Raw genomic sequence first — 17,320 nt, forward strand, 5'->3', positions numbered from 1 at the left:
GCGTCACGAATGTGCTGTTCGCGGGGCGCGAAGAGCACATTCGTGACGCCGAGACGGGGGATGGAACGCGTGTTGAACGTCGAGCCGAACGCGGTCGCCGAGGCGATCAACGTCGCTCGGCGCGGCCCGGGAGAGCTACGGGCGGGTCGCCCCGAAGCCGGGGTAGTTCTCGGCGAGCGTCGGCGCGATCGCACCGTAGACGTCGTCGAACCAGGCCGTGAGTGGCGTCTCGGTGCGGAGCGCGGCGAGCGCCTCGGCGTCGACGAACTGCACGTCGGCGACCTCGTGCGGCGTGGGGACGGGCGCCGACTCGATGCGCGCCGTGAAGACGTGGTTGAACTCATGCTCGACGAGGCCCGACGTGTGGTCGTCGACCTGGTAGTACACGGTGCCGACCTCGACGAGGTCGGCGAGTTCGACGCCCAGCTCGTCGTGCGCGCGGCGGCGGACGGCGTCGGCCGGCGTCTCGCCCGGGAACGGATGACCGCATGCGGTGTTCGTCCAGAGCAGCGGCGAGTGGTACTTGTCGGCCGAGCGCTGCTGCAGCACGAGCCGGTCGTCGGAATCGAACGCGAAGAGCGAGAACGCGCGGTGCAGCGTGCCCGGCTTCGTGTGCGCGGCGAGCTTCTCGAGCGACCCGATCGGGTGTCCCTCGCGGTCGACGGTCTCGACGAGGATCTCGGGCTCTACGTGTTCGGCTTCCACGGTCATCCAGCCTAAGCGCTGTTCGCAATTCAGGCGGGCGACCGTGTCGCGGCCCGCCGCGGCCACCCGGCGATCACGACTCGCCGCTCCTCTCCTGAATTGCGAACAGGGGGCGAGGGAGAGAAGACAGAGGCTCAGACCCGCAGGGCCCGGCGCGCCTCGTCGGCGACGACTTCGGCGATGCGATCGAGCAGCGGCGAGCGCAGGTTCCACTGCTGCCAGTAGAGCGGCACATCGGCGGGCGGGCCCCCGAGGCACACGAGCTCGCCCGACTCGAGCTCGGCGGTCGACTGGAAGCCCGGCAGCAGACCCCAGCCGAGGCCGAGCTTCACGGCCGTCGCGAAATCGTTCGACGCGGGTACGAAGTGCCGGGGCGGCGCAGCCGGGTCGATGCCGCGGCGCGCGAGGTAGACGTTCTGCAGCTCGTCGCGACGGTCGAACTGCACGACGGGTGCACGGTCCAGACCGTCATCCGCCTGCCAGCGCCGGACGAAGTCGGGGGTCGCGACGGCCTCGTACCGCATGACCCCGAGCGCGCTCACGAGACATCCCGCGACGGGCGTCTCCTGCGAGGTGACCGCGCCCATGACGACACCCGACTCGAGCAGCCCCGCCGTGAAGTCCTGGTCGTCGCGGTGGAGGTCGAAGACGACCGGATGCTCCGCCGACAGCCGCGCGAGGGCCGGGAGGAACCACGTGCCGAGCGAGTCGGCGTTGACGGCGAGCGGGATCGAGACGGTGTCGTCGTCGCTCTGCCCGAGTTCGGCGAGCGCATCGTGTTCGAGCAGCGCGAGCTGACGGGCGAGACGCACGACCGCACGGCCCGCCTCGGTCGCGCGCGCCGGTTTCGAGCGCACGAGCAGCACGCGGCCGAGCTGCTGCTCGAGCGCCTTGATGCGCTGGCTGACCGCCGACGGGGTGACGCGCAGGCGGCGTGCGGCCGCGTCGATCGTGCCCTCGTCGACGACGACGGCGAGAGTGCGGGCGAGATCGACGGGAATCGGCATCGTAAGAAACTCTAATGGTTCGGAAGAATTATGAGCTGTACTGATGATGCGCGCCCGCATAGCCTCGACCCGTGACCACCTCCCTGCTCGCCGGCATCGGCCTCGGCTTCTCGCTCATCATCGCCATCGGCGCGCAGAACGTGTACGTGCTGCGGCAGGGCATCCGGCGCGAGCACGTGCTCGCCGTCGTGCTCGTCTGCGCCCTCTCGGACGCCGCGCTCATCGTCCTCGGCATCTCGGGCATCGGCGCGATCGTGACCGCCGTACCGTGGCTCGTCGACGTCGTGCGCTGGGCGGGCGCGGCCTTCCTCGTCGGGTACGGCATCCTCGCGGCCCGCCGGGCGATCCGCGGCGGCGGACTCATGGATGCCGCGGGGGAGTCGCAGCCGTCATCCACTGCCTCGAGCCCGGGCGGAACCCTCGTCGCGACGCGCACCGCGACCCTCGGTTCGGTCATCGGCACGACCGTCGCGCTCACATGGCTGAACCCGCATGTCTACCTCGACACGGTGTTCCTGCTCGGGTCGGTCGCGAACACGCACGGAGACGCGCGCTGGGTGTTCGGCGCGGGCGCGGTGATCGCGAGCATCGTGTGGTTCGCGGCTCTCGGCTTCGGCGCCCGGCACCTCGGACGCGTGGTGCGCACCCCGCGCGCGTGGCGCATCGTCGACGGCGCGATCGCGCTCATCATGATCACGCTCGGCCTCCTCCTCGTCATCCCCCACTGACCCGCGCTGGTCCGCCGCCGCCGCGCCCTGCCCTCTTCAGTCTCGGCGTCACGTTTGTGCTGTTCACGGCCGTCGAACAGCACAAACGTGACGCCGAGACTGAGTTGCCGGGGGTCCATCGATCGGCGGATGCCGGGGTCGGCCGAGCGGACTCTGGTCGGCGGGCACCGGCAGTGACACTCTTGAGCCATGACAGAAACCGACCCCGCCGTGCGTGTGCGCGACCTCCGCAAGGAGTACGGCCCTCTCTCCGCCGTCGACGGCGTGAGCTTCGACATCGAGCGCGGCGAGACCTTCGCGCTCCTCGGCCCGAACGGCGCGGGCAAGTCGACGACGATCGAGATCCTCGAGGGCTACCGGCACCGCACCGGCGGCGACGTGAGCGTGCTCGGCACCGACCCCGCCCGCGGCGGCCGCGACTGGAAGGCCAAGCTCGGCATCGTGCTGCAGTCCACCGCCGAGGCGGGCGTCATGACCGTCGCCGAACAGCTGCGCCACTTCGCCGGCTTCTACCCGAACCCGCGCGACGTCGACGAGGTCATCGCCGCCGTCGGCCTCGAGGCCAAGGCGAAGACCCGACTCTCGAAGCTCTCAGGCGGCCAGCGCCGCCGCGTCGACGTCGCCCTCGGCATCATCGGCCGTCCCGAACTGCTCTTCCTCGACGAACCGACGACGGGCTTCGACCCCGAGGCGCGCCGTGAGTTCTGGACCCTCATCCGGCTCTTGAAATCGGAGGGCACGACGATCCTCCTCACCACCCACTACCTCGACGAGGCCGCACAGCTGAGCGATCGCGCGGGCGTCATCGCCGGCGGCCGCCTCATCGACATCGGCAGCATCGACGAGATCGGCGGGCAGGAGGCACGCATTCCGATCGTGCGATGGCGGGATGTCGCGGGCGCGCGTCACGAGCAGCGCACCGACGAACCGGGCCTCCTCGTCGCGTCGATCGTGCGCGAGATCGGCCGAGAACCCGACGACCTCGAGATCGTGAGACCGAGCCTCGAAGACATCTACCTCGATCTCGTCGCGAGCGTCGCGGCACCGTCATCCGTCTCGGAGGTGACCGCATGAGCGCCACGACCACGAGCCGGGCCGATGCCCGCGCGATCACGCACCGCCCGCTCGGAGCCGTCGCCGCCTCGCGCGTCGGCTACGAGGTGAAGAGCTACTTCCGTTCGCTCGACACCGTGTTCTTCACGTTCCTCTTCCCGCTCATCATGCTCTCGATCTTCTCGGCCGCGTTCAGCTCGTCGGGCGACATCACGGCGGGGCCGGACGGTGAGGGCATCTCGGTCGCGGCCTACTACCTGCCCGGCATGCTCGCCGCGGGAATGCTGCTCTCGGGCGTGCAGAACCTCGCCGTCGACATCGCCATGGAGAAGAGCGACGGCACGCTCAAGCGACTCGGCGGAACCCCGCTCTCGCCGACCGCGTACTTCCTCGGCAAGATGGGCCAGGTCTTCGTGACGGGCATCGCGCAGGCCGCGCTGTTGCTCGTCGTCGCGGTCGTCGTTCTCGACATCTCGCTGCCGACCGAAGCGTCGTCGTGGCTCACGTTCGCGTGGGTGTTCGTGCTCGGCGTCATCACATCGGCACTGCTCGGCATCGCCCTCTCGGCGCTGCCGCGGTCGGGCCGCAGCGCGACGGCCGTCGTCGTGCCGATCCTGCTCATCCTGCAGTTCATCTCGGGCGTCTACCTGCAGTTCTACGCACTGCCCGAGTGGATGCAGAACATCGCGAGCATCTTCCCGCTCAAGTGGATGGCCCAGGGCATGCGCGCCGTCTTCCTCCCCGAGGAGTTCGCCGCGCTCGAGCAGAACGGCGTGTGGGATCTCGGTGCCGTCGGCATCGCGCTCCTCGTCTGGCTCGTCATCGGTGTCGTCGTGAGCCGCATCACGTTCCGCTGGATCCGGCGCGACGCGTGAGCGACGGGTGGAAGGTCGTCGCCGACGACGCTCGACGGGTGAGCCGCATCTGGTGGGACCTCGCGCTCACCGGCGTCGCACTCATCGTCGCCGGCATCGCGGCCCTCGACCCGCCCTACGGCACGCGCGAGTACGCGCTCGCCGCCGTGCTCGCCGGATTCGTCGCCGCCTGGTTCGTCTACGGCCGTTCGCGGGTGGGCGCGGCGCCGGGCCGCGGGGATGTCGTGTACACCGTCATCCTCATCGCGTTCGTTCTCGCGGCCGTCTCGCTCGAGCCGGCCGCGGCGACGCTGCAGACGGTCGTCTACCCGCTCGTCTGGGTGCTCGCGGACTCGATGCGCGGCGCGATCATGGGCAACGTCGGCGTCGCCCTCGCGGTCGTCGCGGGGTACATCGTGCGCTTCGGCGTCGATGGCGTGGTGTCGGGACTCGCGGTCGGCGCCCTCTCGATCACGTTCAGCTTCGCCATGGGCCTCTGGATCACACGTATCGGCGAGTTCGGCGAGGAGCGCGCGCGACTGCTCGAGGAGCTGCAGGCCGCGCAAGGCGAGCTCGCCGTGCTGCATCGCGAGGCCGGAGTGACGAGCGAGCGGGCACGGTTGGCGCGCGAGATCCACGACACGATCGCTCAGAGCCTCACGGGACTCGTCATGGTCGCGCAGCGCACGGCGACCCGGCTCGACGGCGAGGCGGATGTCGCGGGCGCGCGCTCCGACATCGACCTGATCGAGACGATGGCCCGTGACGCGCTCACCGAGGCGCGCGGCCTCGTCGCGACGCTCACACCCGTCGGCGTCGATTCGACCCTCGCCGAGGCGCTCGAACGCCTCGCCCGCTCCTTCGAGCGCGAGACCGGGGTGCGGGTCGAGACGGATGTCACGGGCGACGCTCTCGGACGCGAACTCGAAGTCGTGTTCCTGCGCTGCGCCCAGGAGGGGCTCGCGAACGTACGGAAGCACGCCCGGGCGACGTCGGCACGCATCGCCGTCGAGGTCACGGGCGACGACGCCCGCCTGACGGTCGTCGACGACGGCGTCGGGCCGGGCGCCGCGGTCTCGGGCGGCGGCTTCGGGCTCGCGGGCATGGCTGACCGCCTCGAACTCGTCGGCGGACGCGTCTCGTTCGCGTCCGGGCCGAGTGGCGGAGCGACCCTCACCGTCGTCGCTCCCCTGTCGACGAGGATGGACGCATGAGTGTCATCCGTGTTCTCGTCGCCGACGACCACCCCGTCGTCCGGGCTGGGATCGCGGGGCTCTTCGCGGCGGAGTCCGACATCGACGTCGTCGGTCAGGCGGCCGACGGTCACGAGGCCGTGCGGCTCGCCGCGGATCTCCGCCCCGACCTCGTGCTCATGGACCTCCGCATGCCGGGACTCGACGGTGTCGAGGCGACGGCGGCGATCATCGCGGCCGACCCTGCGGTGCACGTGCTCGTGCTGACGACCTACGAGACCGACGAGCACATCGTCGGCGCGATCGAGGCGGGCGCGAGCGGATACCTCGTGAAGGCCGCCCCGCACGATGAACTTCTCGCGGGTGTGCGTTCGGTCGCCGCCGGCGAGACGGTTCTCGCTCCGTCGATCGCGGCACGGCTCGTGCGGCGTGTGCGCACGGAATCGGCCACGCCCGTGTCGCTCTCGCCGCGCGAGCTCGACGTGCTGCGGCTCGTCGCGGCCGGGCGCTCGAACCCCGAGATCGCCGCCGAGCTCTTCATCGGCGAGGCGACCGTGAAGACGCACCTCGTGCACGCCTTCGAGAAGCTCGAGGTGAACGACCGCACGCGTGCGGTGACGCGCGCGATGGAGCTCGGGCTGCTCTGAGCGGTGGGTACGGCGCGGCGGGCACGGCGTGCGGGAGTGCCGATTCCGTGCACGAGTGCCGCTCGAGCGGCACTCTCGCGCGCGAACGGCACTCCTCCGGGGAGGATTGAGCGCGAGGGTGCTACAAGAGCTTCCGCGCCGTCGCCCACGCCGTGAGCTCGTGCCGGCTCGAGAGCTGGAGCTTCCGCAGCACGGCCGAGACGTGCGACTCGACGGTCTTCGTCGAGATGTAGAGCTCGGAGGCGACCTCTTTGTAGGCGTAGCCGCGCGCGATGAGGCGCATGACCTCCTGCTCGCGCGCCGACAACCGGTCGAGTTCGTCGGTCGTCGTCGCCGTCTCGCCCGAGACGACGCCGAACGCGTCGAGCACGAAGCCCGCGAGCCGAGGCGAGAAGACCGCGTCGCCGCCCGCGACGGCGCGCACGGCCGAGCTGACGTCCGACCCCGACGAGCCCTTGGTGATGTACCCGCGCGCGCCGGCACGGATGACTCCCACGACGTCTTCGGCAGAGTCCGAGACGCTCAGCGCGAGGAAGCGCGTGCCCGGCACGAGGGGCGCAGCCCTGCGCAGCACGTCGGCTCCGCCGCTCGCGGGGGTCGCCGCTCCGGGCAGGTGCACGTCGAGCAGCACGACGTCGGGAACCGTCTCGGTGATGACGGCGACGGCCGAGTCGACGTCGTGCGCCTCGCCGACGACCTCGATCGACGCATCGAGATCGGCCTTGAGACCCGAGCGGAAGATCGAGTGGTCGTCGACGACGACGACACGTGTCGTGGGCGGAAGTGAATCAGGCACGTCGATCTCCGGAATGTTCGAAGGACAGGTGGACCTCGGTACCGGCATCCCCCGCACCCGGACCGACGCGGGCCGAACCGCCCGCGCGCTTCATGCGGCCGATGATCGACTCGCGCACTCCGAGCCGGTCGCTCGGCACGTCGGAGGGGTCGAAGCCGGGGCCGCGGTCGCGGATGAAGACGTCGACGGTGTCGCCCGCGCCCTCGATGTAGACCGAGATGTCGCCGCCGGCGTGCCGGGCCGCATTGAGCATCGCCTCGCGGGCGGCCGATGCCAGCTCGCCGCTCGCGCGCTCGGTCGATGAGCCGACGACGACGACGTCGACGCGCACGGCGTAGTCGAGTTCGAGCGCTGCGGCGAAGTCGCGCAGGTCGGTGCCGAGGTCGCTGTCGGCGGGGCTGTCGGCGGCGTAGAGCCAGGCGCGGAGCTCGCGTTCCTGGGCGCGCGCGATGCGCGCGACCTCGGTCGAGGCGCCCGCACGATTCTGGATGAGGGCGAGCGATTGCAGCACCGAATCGTGCAGGTGCGCCGCGATCTCGGAGCGCTGCTCCTCGCGGATCAATCGCGTGCGTTCGACCGTGAGCTCCCGCCACTGACGGACGAGTGCCGGCGCGAAGACGAGCCCGATCGCGACGAGGACGACGAAGGCCCCGATGACGACGACCCGCAGGTCGCCCCACGCCGGGCTCGTGAGCAGCACGATGAGGAGCGCCACGAGGATGCCGGCGACCGTCACGCGCACGGCCTTCTCGGAGCGCGGGCCCCGCACCGGATCGGCGCGGTCGATGAAGGTCGCCCACGTGCTCGCGGCGACGGCGAGCGTCGCGGCGGCGAGCGAGGGCGCGAGCCACGGCGGCACCGGCACGTCGGTGCGGAGGAACGAGCGGTCGGCGATGAGGGCGACGAGCACCGCGATCGCCGTGAGCGCGACGAGACTCCAGGCGACCGGCACGCGGCGGTGGGTCGGTTTCGCACCGGCCTGCCACGGCATGAAGGCCCACAGCCAGATGTAGAGCAGTGCACCCGCGCCGGCTGCAGCGCTCAGGACGACGAACGCCACACGCACGAGCGTCGGCGACCAGCCGAGGTGCCGGGCGAGGCCCGCCGCGGTGCCCGACACGAGGCACTCGCGCGAACGCTCGAGCGGCGCGCGCAGTCGTGCGGGAACGGTGACCATTCCAGCATCCAATCACGCGCGTCCGACTCCGGGTGCCCCGAGGCCCGAGGATCAGGGGGCGTTCAGGGATTCACCCCATAGCGGCGGGCACGGCGCGGCGGGCACGATCGAGATATGACGAACACAGCACCCTCCGACCCCGAAGCGGATGCCGCCGGAACCGAGCGCCCCGACGACGCAGCGGCATCCGCCGACGACGCGCCTCGCGGCGAGCAGTCCGGCGCACCCGGCACGGGCCGCATCCCCCCGGAGGCCGCGGGCGCCGCGGGCCCCGACGCTACCGCGGGCGGCACCGGCTCCCGCTTCTACGACGGGCTGCGGAGCTTCGGCATCGAGCGCCGGGCCGGCTGGCTCGGCGGGGTGTGCGCGGGAATCGCCGCGCGTCTCGGCATCGATCCGCTCATCGTCCGCGGTGTCGCCGTCGTCGCCGCCGTGCTCGCCGCCCCCGTGTTCTTCCTCTACGCCGCGGGGTGGCTGCTGCTGCCCGACACCGACGGCCGCATCCACCTCGAACGACTGCTGCGCGGGAAGTTCGACCCCGCTCTCATCGGCATCGGCTTGCTCCTCCTCGCGAGCTTCTTCCCGGTGACGCAGGCGTTCTGGAGCGTCGCCTCACCGATCGTGCTCTCGGGCCCGTGGTGGCCGATCTCGTCGGTCATCGCGCCCGCAGCGGTCGGGTTCTGGAATGTGCTCGTCTCTCTCGCGATCGTCGGACTCATCATCTGGGTCATCGTCACTGCGACCAAGAACTCCCGGGGCGGGGGGTCTGTGCCCGCAGCGCGAACGGCTTCCGCGCCCGGTGCCGCCGCCGCTCCGGGTACCACTCCCGCACCGTCATCCGTCGCCTTCACCGCACCCGTCGAGCCCGCCCCCGCCGAGCCCGCCCCGCCCGCCGAGCCGGGCGCAGCGGGCGAGACCTACGCCGACTTCGAGGAGTGGAAGCGCGCGCAAGACGCGTGGCGAGCGGATGTCGCCGACTGGAAGCGACGCCAGGCCGATGCCGACCGTGCGGCCCGAGCCCAGTGGGCCGCCGAGAACCGCGCACGAGCGGCGGAGCTCCGCGTCGCCGGAGACGCCGCGCGTGCGGCCCGTCGCGCCGCGAACCCGCGCACGAGCTTCGCGTTCGTCGCCCTCGCGCTCGGAACCGCCCTCGTCGCGGGAACGGCCGTCGCGCTCTTCTCCCTCGGCGAATCGCCGGTCGCCGACTACGCGGGAACGCTCGGAGTGCTCGTCGCAGCCGGGGTGACGGGATTCGCGATGGTCATCGCGGGTGTCATCCGCCGTCGCAGCGGATTCCTCGCGTGGATCTCGATGACGCTGCTCGTCATCGGCCTCATCGCGGCCGCCATCCCGCGCACCGGCGAGCTCGTCGGCGTGACCGCGTGGGTGCAGCCGGTCGCCGGCGAGACCCGGTCCCTCGTGCAGCCCCTCGGCAGCCTGTCGATCACCGCCGATGCACGGAACGGCGTGAACGGCGACCCGTCGTCGCTCGAGGTGCAGAAAATCTGGGGCGACACCAACATCAACGTCTACGGCGACCTCACGGTCGTCATCACCGCCACTCTGCAGAACGGAAACCTCTCGATGTTCAGCTCCGACTACGACGGCAACCCCATCGAGGCGGGCGAGATCACCCGCGAATCAGTCAACGGCGTCGACCGTCACCGCGTCGTGCTCGGCGACCCGACCCGCGTGCCCGACCTCACCATCGACCTCACGCAATCGACCGGTTCCGTCTGGATCCAGTACATGGAGCTCGAGGCGAGCACCTCGCAGCAGATGTCGCCGGGTGCCCAGCTCGAGATGACCCCGGAAGTTCAGCTTCAGATGACCCCGGAAGGAGTGACCCGATGAGCGACGACACGACGCGACCGCTCGACACCGAGCGCCTCGACACCGGCGTCGACTCGGGCGTCGACGATGCCGAGACCCTCGTACTCGAGCCGGCCGCCGAGACCGAGCAGACGTGGGCACAGCCGCCGTACGTCGAGGCGGCGACCCCGGTAGCCGCGGCGGCACCGGTCGAGCGCCCGCGCGTGCGGTGGGCCGGCATCCTCTGGGGTCTCGTCTTTACAGCGACCGCCGCGATCGCGATCGCGTTGCTCGTCGACCCCGTGCGTCGCGACGATGCCGATGTGTGGCTCCGCACGCAGACCCCCGGAACGATCGCGCTCTACGGTCTGCTCGCGCTCGGCGCGATCATCCTCGTGTCGGGCCTCGTGGGAGTCATCCGTCGCCTGCAGCGCCGCACCCCCTAGCACCCCACCACCCCCGCCAACCAACCCCCGTCTCGGCGTCACGTTTGCGCTCTTCGCGCCCCGCGAACAGCACAAACGTGACGCCGAGACTGTTGTGCGGGGTGCGCGGGAGCACGGCGGCGCAGCGGAGCGCGGCGCTAGAGCTCGATGCCGACGAAGACGGGCTCGGGCACGATCGTGATGCCGAACTCGGCGTTGACGCGCGACTGCACGAAGCGCGCAAGCTGCGCGATCTCCTCGGCCGAGGCTCCCCCACGGTTCACGAGTGCGAGCGTGTGCTTCGACGAGATCGCCGCGCGCGAACCCGGCAGCGCGAACCCGCGACGGATGCCGGACTGCTCGATCAACCACGCGGCCGAGAGCTTCACGAGCTCTTCGCCGGGGGCGACGGGCTGGGGCGCCGGCTCATCCGACGACTGGAAGGCGAGGAAAGCGTCGAGCGGGCTCTCGGCCGCGACCGAACCGAGCGGCACGATCTCGTCGGCGACCTCGGGCGCGAGGTACCAGCGCGGAGCCGAGGCAGGCAGCGTGCGCGCGACGCGTTCGGTCACGACGGGGTTCGTGAAGAAGGAACCCGCGCTCACCGAATCGGGGTCGTCGGGGTCGAGCACCATGCCCTTGCCCGCGCGCAGTTCGAGCACGGTCCGACGCACATCGGCGATGGGAACCCGGTCGCCGAGTTGCACGCCGAGGGCCGTCGCGAGCTGCGCGTAGGCGATGGGTTCGCCGAGCGATTCGCCGAGAACGGCGCGCTCCGCGGTCGTGTCGGCGAGGTCGAGCTCGACGGAGAGGACGATGCCCTCGAGGCCCGACTTCAGCACGGAGCTGCGGTATCCGAGTTCGAGCTCGGCCGCCGTCATCCGCCGCACCTCGCCGTCGTCCGCGTCGAGGAACTCGATCGCGACGAGGTGATCCGAGAGCTCCTGCCCGTACGCGCCGATGTTCTGCACGGGAGCCGCGCCCATGAGGCCCGGGATGCCCGAGAGCGCCTCGAGCCCGCTCCATCCGCGCTGCACCGAGTAGGCGACGAACTCGTCCCACGGCTCGCCCGCCTGCACGCGCACTCGCGCGCGGCCGGGCTCGTCGACGGGAAGCACCTCGATGCCGCGCGTCGCGACACGGATGACCGCTCCCTCGAATCCGTCGTCGCCGACGAGCACGTTCGAGCCGCCGCCGAGCACGAGCCACTGCTCCTCGCTCGCCCAGACGTCGCGCGCGAGGTCGACGAGGTCGCGCTGCGTCGTCGCCGTCACGAGTCGCTCGGGACGCCCGCCGACGCGCAGCGTCGTGAGCTCGGCAAGAGGCGGGGCGGATGACACGAGCAGGCCTCTACGCGAGGAAGACGCGTACCTGGGCCTTGCCCAGCACCGTCTCGCCCTCGTACGTCACGGTGAGGTCGACGCGCACACCGTCATCCGCGAGCTGGCCGATCTTCGCGACGACGTGCACGTCGGCGCCCGTCTCGGGGTCGACGACGACGGGGCGCGTGAACTTGACCTGGTAGTCGACGACGCGGGCGGGGTCTCCGGCCCAGGCGACGACGGGCTGCACGGCGAGGCCCATCGTGAGCATGCCGTGGGCGAGCACGCCCGGAAGGCCGACCGACGCGGCGACGTCGTCACGGTAGTGGATCGGGTTGAAGTCGCCCGAGGCGCCCGCGTAGCGCACGAGCGAGTCGCGCGTGAGGGCGTAGGTCTGCTCGGCGATGACATCGCCGACGGTCAGGCTCGTGAGGTCGGGTGCGGTGCTCATTCGTCACCTCGCACGACGAGAGTCGAGATGGCGGTGACGACGTGCTCGCCCGCCTCGTCGGAGATGCGCGACTCGGCCGTGACCATCGCGTGCGCGCCGAGCGTCTTGACGCTCGACACCGTGAGGGCCGCGACGAGGACGTCGCCGGCGACGATCGGACGCGAGTACGTGAACTGCTGGTTGCCGTGCACGACGCGTGAGAAGTCGATGCCCGCATCGGGTTCGGCGAGCAGCTGCGCGAGAGTCTGCTCCTGCACGACGACGGGGAACGTCGGCGGCGCGACGACGTCGGCGTGGCCGGCCGCGCGCGCGGCGTCGACGTCGAGGTTGATCGGATCGGTCGCGAAGACGGCGCGGGCGAACTCGCGCACCTTCTCACGACCCACGAGATACGGTGCGGTCGGCGGGAACGCGCGACCCTGCAATTCGGGGTTCACTGGCACCCCGTCAGTCTAGGCGCGGCCCCGAGGCTCTGCGCAGGTCGCGCCACTAGCGTGAGGGCATGGAATGGACGACGGATGTCGCACGCGGCGACTGGATTCGCGAACGACTCGATGACCGACTGCCCGCGAGCATCCACGCCCTCGTGCCGCGCGGGTTCGAGGCCTACGCCCGTGTGCTGCACCCCGCGACGCGTGAGCGCCCGGTCGGCGCAGCCTGGCCGCCCGAGCCCGTCGAACGGCACCGCGCCGAGTGGGACGCGTTCTCGCGCGCCGGGCACTCGCTCGACAGCGCCGCGGTGACGTGGGCCGAGACGGCCGACGCTTTCGACTCGCGTGTCGACCCGCGCGGGCCGTGGCACGAGCTCGTCGGATTCGACGAGTCGCACTCGGGCGAGCAGGCGCGGGATGACGCCGGCTGGCGGTACACCGAGCCGGAGGAGGGTCGTCTCGACGCGGCATCCCTCGCCTCGATCGTTCGAGTGCTCGCGCGCTTCACGGGCACGGGCGACGATATCGTCGCGGGCATCTGGGACGGCTGGGGCGGCGTGCTCGGCTTCATGGGATCCGCGCCGTCGCGGGCGACGCTCACGCTCGCGGGATCGCCCGCGGGCACCGACGACGACGAGCGCCGGCGGCACGCGGAGTTCCTCGCGCAGAGCATCCATGACCCGTTCAACTCGCCGTTCGCGAAGGTGTCGTGGCAGCCCGGCATCCTCTCGGAGGAGATCTCCCGCGGGCCCCGGCTCGCGCTGCCCAGCCGCGACCACGTGCTGTTCCGCGCATCGCTCGCGGAGTTCGCCCAGCCGTCGTGGGCGGCGCTCGTGCCGTGGGCCGACGAGGTCGCCGAGTGGACGGCGTCGCCGAGCCTCGTGTGGCCCGCCGACCGCGCGTGGGTTCTCGCGACCGACGTCGACCTCGACTCCACGCTCATCGCCGGGAGCGCGGCCCTCGTCGACGCGCTCCGCGCCGCCCCCGCCCTCGAGACCGTCGAACTCCCCGAGGGCGCCGCCCTCCGCCCCTGACCTCCTCAGCGCCCCTACTTTCAGTCTCGGCGTCACGTTTGTGCTGTTGGCGGTGCCCGAACAGCACAAACGTGACGCCGAAACGGGCTACGCAGGTGTCCAGCCGCGTTCGCGGAGGCGACGCGCGACGCGGTTCGTCATCTCCCGCACCCGGCGCGGGTCGCGATCGATCGAGGCATCGTCGGCCGTGAGGCGCACGATGGTCCAGCCGAGGTCTTCAAGGCGTTCCCGGCGATGGATGTCGGCGCGGAACCTCTCTCGCTGACGATGCCCATCGCCCTCGTACTCGATGCCGACGAGCTGATCGGGGTAGGCCAGATCGATCATCGCGACGAGTTCGCCCCACTCATTCCGCACGTCCCAGTTGAGTTGCGGTTCGGGCAACCCCGCGTCGAGAAGTCGCAATCGTACGACCGTCTCTTGCGGCGACAGCGGCCCGAACCGCACAAGGGGCAGCGCCTCTCGCAGGCGCGTCGCCCCCGGCGTCCGCCCATAGCGCGCTTGCGCCGCGCGCAGTTCATCGAGGGTCGTGAGTGCCGGGGCGCGCCCAAGCGGTTCCTCTCCCGTCACGAAGAAGTCTCCCGCCGCGACGAGATCATCGAGGCGGAGGAGCGTCGAGAGAGTGGCCCACGTCGACGCAGGGTCGGTCACGCGAAGCCCGTTCAGCTCGACGACCCGTGTACGTTTCGGCGATAGCGTGTGCCCGATGACACCGTCGAGCCGCGGCCTCGAGTCGGGCCGTAACGCCGACACGTGGATGTCGGCGCGGCCCTCGGCCGGAGCTACCGAGTAGCGGTACGGCAGCGGCGCGCCCCAGAGAACCGCAGCCGTTGCATGGCTGAAGAACTGCGACGAGGGCATCCGTTTCGCATACGCCTCGACGAGGGCATGAATCGAATCGTGGTCATGAACCGCTCGAACACCCGTGAACGGTCGAACCACATCGGATGACGTGAGTCGGCGCCGTCCGACACCGTCGCGGCGCGCATCAGCCGGAGTGAAGGAGCCGAGCTCCCGGAGGCGCAGGGGAAGAGGATAACGAGCACGAGGCATCCGTCATGCTCTCGTCCTTCACGCCGCCGCATGCCGCGCACTCACGCCCCTGTGCACTCCTCACTCGCGTCCCGTCCCTGTGCAGGACCGCCCAAACACGTCTCGGCGTCACGTTTGTGCTGCTCAACCAGGTTGAAGAGCACAAACGTGACGCCGAGACGAAAGGAAGCGGGGCGCGCTAGCGGCGGCGACGGAGGGAGGCGGGGGCGTCCATCGAGAGGGTCTCGCCGCGGAAGAACGCGGGGCGCTTGACCGCCTGGATGATCATGATCACGACACCGACGAGGATGACGGTGACACCGAGCACGAACACGAGGCCGAGACCGAAGATGTTGGAGCCCGATCCGTAGTCGGGGTCCATGCTGTCGATGAGCGTCGTCACGAAGAGCACCGCGAGGATCACGCCGCCGACGAGCGGGAACAGGAACGTGAAGAAGACGTTCCGCACCGAGTCGAACCACTGCTTGCGGAAGTACCACACGCACGCGAACGCCGTGATGCCGTAGTAGAAGCAGATCATCATGCCGAGGGCCGTGATCGTGTCCCACAGCACGTTCTCCGAGATGAATCGCATGATCGCGTAGAACGCCGACGCCACGACGGCCGAGACGATCGTCGCGTAGCCCGGCGTGAAGAAGCGCGGGCTGACCTTCGCGAACGACTCGGGAAGGGCGCCGTAGTGCCCCATCGCGAGCAGCGTGCGAGCGGGCGACACGAACGTCGACTGCAGCGACGACGCCGAGCTCGTGAGCACGGCGAGCGAGACGAGCACCGCGAGCGGCCCGAGGATCGGGGTCGCGAGGGCGAAGAACACGTTGTCCTGGATGTCGGGGTTGCCGAGACCGAACTCGCCCTCGCCGACGCCCGCGAAGGCGATGAGCGAGACGGCGAGCAGCAGGTACAGGGCGACGATGATGATGATCGTGATCGTCGCGGCGCGGCCGGGCGTCTTCTCGCCCTTCGTCTCCTCGTTCATCGTGAGCGTGACGTCCCAGCCCCAGAAGATGAAGATCGAGAGCGAGAGGCCCGCGGCGAACGCCGAGAACGACTCGACGGCGAACGGGTTGAACCACGACGCGTCGATCGCCGTCGCGTCGAACGCCGATCCGTCGGCGACGCGCACGAACGCGACGATCGCGAACAGCACGAGCACGAGCAGCTGGAAGCCGACGAGGAAGTACTGCAGCTTCTGCGTCGTCTGCATGTCGCGATACGAGATGAGGGTCGCCCCGAGCATGAACAGCAGACAGACCACGACGTTGATGAACGGATTCGCGGCGAGCCCGGCGATGTCGGGGTTGTTCGTGATCTGCGATATCAGCAGGAACAGGAAGTCGACGGCGATTCCGGCGAGGTTCGACAGCACGAGGATCGTCGCGGCGACGAGGCCCCAGCCGGCCATCCAGCCGATCCACGGGCCGAACGCGCGGGTCGCCCACGTGAACGAGGTGCCCGAGTCGCTCATCATGCGGTTGAGCTCGCGGTAGCCGAAAGCGACGAGCAGCATGGGGATGAAGCCCACGAGCATGATCGCCGGCACCTGAACGCCGACCTCCGAGACGGTCGGGCCGAGGGCCGCCGTCAGGGTGTACGCGGGCGCGATGCACGAGATGCCGATGACGACGGCGCCGATGAGGCCGACCGACCCGGCCGAGAGCCCCTTCTTCGAGAGCCCTCCGTCGAGGGGCGTGCCGATCTCGGACGATCCGCCCGGGCCGGGCGACTGCGTGTCCTGGCTCATGAGCGGTCTCCTTCGCGTGTCGATCGCGGCACCACGATGAGCGGCACCGACAGTTCTCTCAGAACCTTCGCGGCGGTCGCTCCGAGGAACAACCGCCCCTGCTGCGCGAGTCGGCTCGAGCCGACGACGACGATCTCGTCCGACTCCCAGTCGAGTTCGCCCATGGCCTCGGCGATGCTGTCGCCGGAGGCGACGCTCGCACTGGCCGCGACGTCGGCGGGCAGTGCGGCCCGCGCGGCTTCGAGCACTTCTTCCGCGTGGGCGGCGCCCGTGCGGTTCGCGAGGCGCGTGTCGACGCTGCCGGGCAGGTCGAGGGTCACGAGCGACACGAGTCGGAGCGGGGCACTCGCGGCCCCGGCGAGGGCGACGGATGACGCGAGCAGCGCATCCGACCCCGAACGTGTGCCGACGGCGGCCGTGACGCGGCTGATGCCGTGCCCCTCGCCGATCGACCGGGAACCGACGGGAGCGATCGCGACGGGCACGTCGCTCGAGTGCAGCAGTTCGTTCGCGACGCTGCCGATCGAGAGCCGGCCGAGCAGTCCGCCGCGAGCGGCGCCGACGACGATGAGCGCCGCGCCCAGTTCGTGCGCGGCCTCGGTGAGGCCCTCCGACGACGAGTCGGCGTAGCGCACGTGCCGGCGCACCTCGATGTCGCTCGGCACGTCGATCTCGGCGAGCCACGATTCGGCCTGCTCCCGCACGAAACGCTCGTAACCGGCATCCGTCGGCACGACCGCACCGCGCTGCTCGATGTGCAGCACGATCACGACGTCCAGTCGGGCGCCGGTGCCGCGCGCGAGGCGCACGCCGAGCGCGACGGCGTCGGCCCCCTTCTCGGTCGCCGTGTAGCCGACGACGTAACTCGCTTCACTCATGCTCGGTCCTCTC

General features: G+C 70.6%; 18 protein-coding genes. 8 read left to right on the forward strand and 10 right to left on the reverse strand.

Translation table 11 applies throughout. The annotated features are described in order from the left end of the window. Window positions 1–135: 135 nt before the first annotated feature. Both idi and BJ972_RS08975 read right to left on the reverse strand, forming a co-directional pair. On the reverse strand, window positions 136–705 hold the full coding sequence (idi, locus tag BJ972_RS08970; protein ID WP_206736492.1) for an isopentenyl-diphosphate Delta-isomerase: 570 nt from the start codon (window positions 703–705) through the stop codon (window positions 136–138). A gap of 134 nt (window positions 706–839) precedes the next feature. After that, entirely contained in the window at window positions 840–1,712 is an 873-nt protein-coding gene (locus BJ972_RS08975) for a LysR family transcriptional regulator ArgP (protein ID WP_129173705.1), read from the reverse strand. Window positions 1,713–1,783: 71 nt separating this feature from the next. Here BJ972_RS08975 and BJ972_RS08980 point away from each other — a divergent pair, with 71 nt between their 5' ends. The 5 genes from BJ972_RS08980 to BJ972_RS09000 all read left to right on the forward strand — a co-directional run bounded on the left by BJ972_RS08980 (window position 1,784) and on the right by BJ972_RS09000 (window position 6,187). Beyond that, complete coding sequence (locus BJ972_RS08980; RefSeq protein WP_129173703.1) at window positions 1,784–2,440, forward strand: LysE/ArgO family amino acid transporter; 657 nt, start codon at window positions 1,784–1,786, stop codon at window positions 2,438–2,440. Between the two features lie 189 nt (window positions 2,441–2,629). Beyond that, window positions 2,630–3,514 (forward strand): ABC transporter ATP-binding protein, encoded by an 885-nt coding sequence (locus tag BJ972_RS08985; protein WP_129173701.1) that lies wholly within the window; start codon window positions 2,630–2,632, stop codon window positions 3,512–3,514. Continuing rightward, window positions 3,511–4,368, forward strand: coding sequence for an ABC transporter permease (locus BJ972_RS08990; RefSeq protein ID WP_129173699.1), 858 nt, complete (start codon window positions 3,511–3,513; stop codon window positions 4,366–4,368). The genes BJ972_RS08985 and BJ972_RS08990 overlap by 4 nt, the downstream gene beginning before the upstream one ends. Further along, window positions 4,365–5,561, forward strand: coding sequence for a sensor histidine kinase (locus tag BJ972_RS17675; RefSeq protein WP_129173697.1), 1,197 nt, complete (start codon window positions 4,365–4,367; stop codon window positions 5,559–5,561). Before BJ972_RS08990 ends, BJ972_RS17675 begins: the two co-directional genes overlap by 4 nt. Beyond that, the gene (locus tag BJ972_RS09000) at window positions 5,558–6,187 is read left to right on the forward strand and encodes a response regulator (protein WP_129173695.1); all 630 of its coding nucleotides are present in this window, start codon (window positions 5,558–5,560) and stop codon (window positions 6,185–6,187) included. Before BJ972_RS17675 ends, BJ972_RS09000 begins: the two co-directional genes overlap by 4 nt. 121 nt (window positions 6,188–6,308) lie before the next feature. Here BJ972_RS09000 and BJ972_RS09005 read toward each other — a convergent pair whose 3' ends face one another. Together BJ972_RS09005 and BJ972_RS09010 are read right to left on the reverse strand one after the other, a co-directional pair. Continuing rightward, window positions 6,309–6,983 (reverse strand): LuxR C-terminal-related transcriptional regulator, encoded by a 675-nt coding sequence (locus tag BJ972_RS09005; protein WP_241830758.1) that lies wholly within the window; start codon window positions 6,981–6,983, stop codon window positions 6,309–6,311. Further along, window positions 6,976–8,160, reverse strand: a complete 1,185-nt coding sequence (locus tag BJ972_RS09010) for an ATP-binding protein (protein WP_129173691.1) — start codon at window positions 8,158–8,160, stop codon at window positions 6,976–6,978. The genes BJ972_RS09005 and BJ972_RS09010 overlap by 8 nt, the downstream gene beginning before the upstream one ends. A 114-nt stretch (window positions 8,161–8,274) precedes the next feature. On the opposite strand from BJ972_RS09010, the gene BJ972_RS09015 reads away from it, so the two are divergent. Further along, a complete protein-coding gene (locus BJ972_RS09015; protein ID WP_129173689.1) occupies window positions 8,275–10,014 on the forward strand; it encodes a PspC domain-containing protein in 1,740 nt (579 codons plus the stop codon). Next, a complete protein-coding gene (locus tag BJ972_RS09020; RefSeq protein WP_129173687.1) occupies window positions 10,011–10,418 on the forward strand; it encodes a hypothetical protein in 408 nt (135 codons plus the stop codon). Before BJ972_RS09015 ends, BJ972_RS09020 begins: the two co-directional genes overlap by 4 nt. 137 nt (window positions 10,419–10,555) lie before the next feature. Here BJ972_RS09020 and BJ972_RS09025 read toward each other — a convergent pair whose 3' ends face one another. The 3 genes from BJ972_RS09025 to BJ972_RS09035 are packed head-to-tail and all read right to left on the reverse strand — an operon-like array spanning window position 10,556 to window position 12,613. Then, window positions 10,556–11,737, reverse strand: coding sequence for a UDP-N-acetylmuramate dehydrogenase (locus tag BJ972_RS09025; protein ID WP_129173685.1), 1,182 nt, complete (start codon window positions 11,735–11,737; stop codon window positions 10,556–10,558). A 10-nt stretch (window positions 11,738–11,747) separates the two neighbouring features. Further along, window positions 11,748–12,170 (reverse strand): MaoC family dehydratase, encoded by a 423-nt coding sequence (locus tag BJ972_RS09030; protein WP_129173683.1) that lies wholly within the window; start codon window positions 12,168–12,170, stop codon window positions 11,748–11,750. Then, a complete protein-coding gene (locus BJ972_RS09035; RefSeq protein WP_129173681.1) occupies window positions 12,167–12,613 on the reverse strand; it encodes an FAS1-like dehydratase domain-containing protein in 447 nt (148 codons plus the stop codon). Before BJ972_RS09035 ends, BJ972_RS09030 begins: the two co-directional genes overlap by 4 nt. Before the next feature lie 59 nt (window positions 12,614–12,672). On the opposite strand from BJ972_RS09035, the gene BJ972_RS09040 reads away from it, so the two are divergent. After that, window positions 12,673–13,635: a hypothetical protein gene (locus BJ972_RS09040; protein WP_129173679.1), complete on the forward strand. Its 963-nt coding sequence runs from the start codon at window positions 12,673–12,675 to the stop codon at window positions 13,633–13,635. A gap of 87 nt (window positions 13,636–13,722) precedes the next feature. Here BJ972_RS09040 and BJ972_RS09045 read toward each other — a convergent pair whose 3' ends face one another. The 3 genes from BJ972_RS09045 to BJ972_RS09055 form a co-directional block, all read right to left on the reverse strand. Further along, on the reverse strand, window positions 13,723–14,496 hold the full coding sequence (locus BJ972_RS09045; RefSeq protein WP_129173678.1) for an endonuclease domain-containing protein: 774 nt from the start codon (window positions 14,494–14,496) through the stop codon (window positions 13,723–13,725). Window positions 14,497–14,866: 370 nt separating this feature from the next. Then, a complete protein-coding gene (locus BJ972_RS09050; protein ID WP_129173677.1) occupies window positions 14,867–16,429 on the reverse strand; it encodes an APC family permease in 1,563 nt (520 codons plus the stop codon). After that, complete coding sequence (locus BJ972_RS09055; RefSeq protein WP_129173676.1) at window positions 16,426–17,307, reverse strand: universal stress protein; 882 nt, start codon at window positions 17,305–17,307, stop codon at window positions 16,426–16,428. Before BJ972_RS09055 ends, BJ972_RS09050 begins: the two co-directional genes overlap by 4 nt. Between the last annotated feature and the right edge of the window lie 13 nt (window positions 17,308–17,320).

The organism is Agromyces atrinae (assembly GCF_013407835.1).
GTDB classification, from domain to species: Bacteria; Actinomycetota; Actinomycetes; order Actinomycetales; family Microbacteriaceae; genus Agromyces; species Agromyces atrinae.

Bases quoted from the DNA above. Each gene is read 5' to 3' on its own strand.
- BJ972_RS08975 (WP_129173705.1), bottom strand. From the start codon at position 1,712: ATGCCGATTCCCGTCGATCTCGCCCGCACTCTCGCCGTCGTCGTCGAC.
- BJ972_RS08985 (WP_129173701.1), top strand. From the start codon at position 2,630: ATGACAGAAACCGACCCCGCCGTGCGTGTGCGCGACCTCCGCAAGGAG.
- BJ972_RS08990 (WP_129173699.1), top strand. From the start codon at position 3,511: ATGAGCGCCACGACCACGAGCCGGGCCGATGCCCGCGCGATCACGCAC.
- BJ972_RS09000 (WP_129173695.1), top strand. From the start codon at position 5,558: ATGAGTGTCATCCGTGTTCTCGTCGCCGACGACCACCCCGTCGTCCGG.
- BJ972_RS09010 (WP_129173691.1), bottom strand. From the start codon at position 8,160: ATGGTCACCGTTCCCGCACGACTGCGCGCGCCGCTCGAGCGTTCGCGC.
- BJ972_RS09015 (WP_129173689.1), top strand. From the start codon at position 8,275: ATGACGAACACAGCACCCTCCGACCCCGAAGCGGATGCCGCCGGAACC.
- BJ972_RS09020 (WP_129173687.1), top strand. From the start codon at position 10,011: ATGAGCGACGACACGACGCGACCGCTCGACACCGAGCGCCTCGACACC.
- BJ972_RS09030 (WP_129173683.1), bottom strand. From the start codon at position 12,170: ATGAGCACCGCACCCGACCTCACGAGCCTGACCGTCGGCGATGTCATC.
- BJ972_RS09040 (WP_129173679.1), top strand. From the start codon at position 12,673: ATGGAATGGACGACGGATGTCGCACGCGGCGACTGGATTCGCGAACGA.
- BJ972_RS09045 (WP_129173678.1), bottom strand. From the start codon at position 14,496: ATGCCCTCGTCGCAGTTCTTCAGCCATGCAACGGCTGCGGTTCTCTGG.
- BJ972_RS09050 (WP_129173677.1), bottom strand. From the start codon at position 16,429: ATGAGCCAGGACACGCAGTCGCCCGGCCCGGGCGGATCGTCCGAGATC.
- BJ972_RS09055 (WP_129173676.1), bottom strand. From the start codon at position 17,307: ATGAGTGAAGCGAGTTACGTCGTCGGCTACACGGCGACCGAGAAGGGG.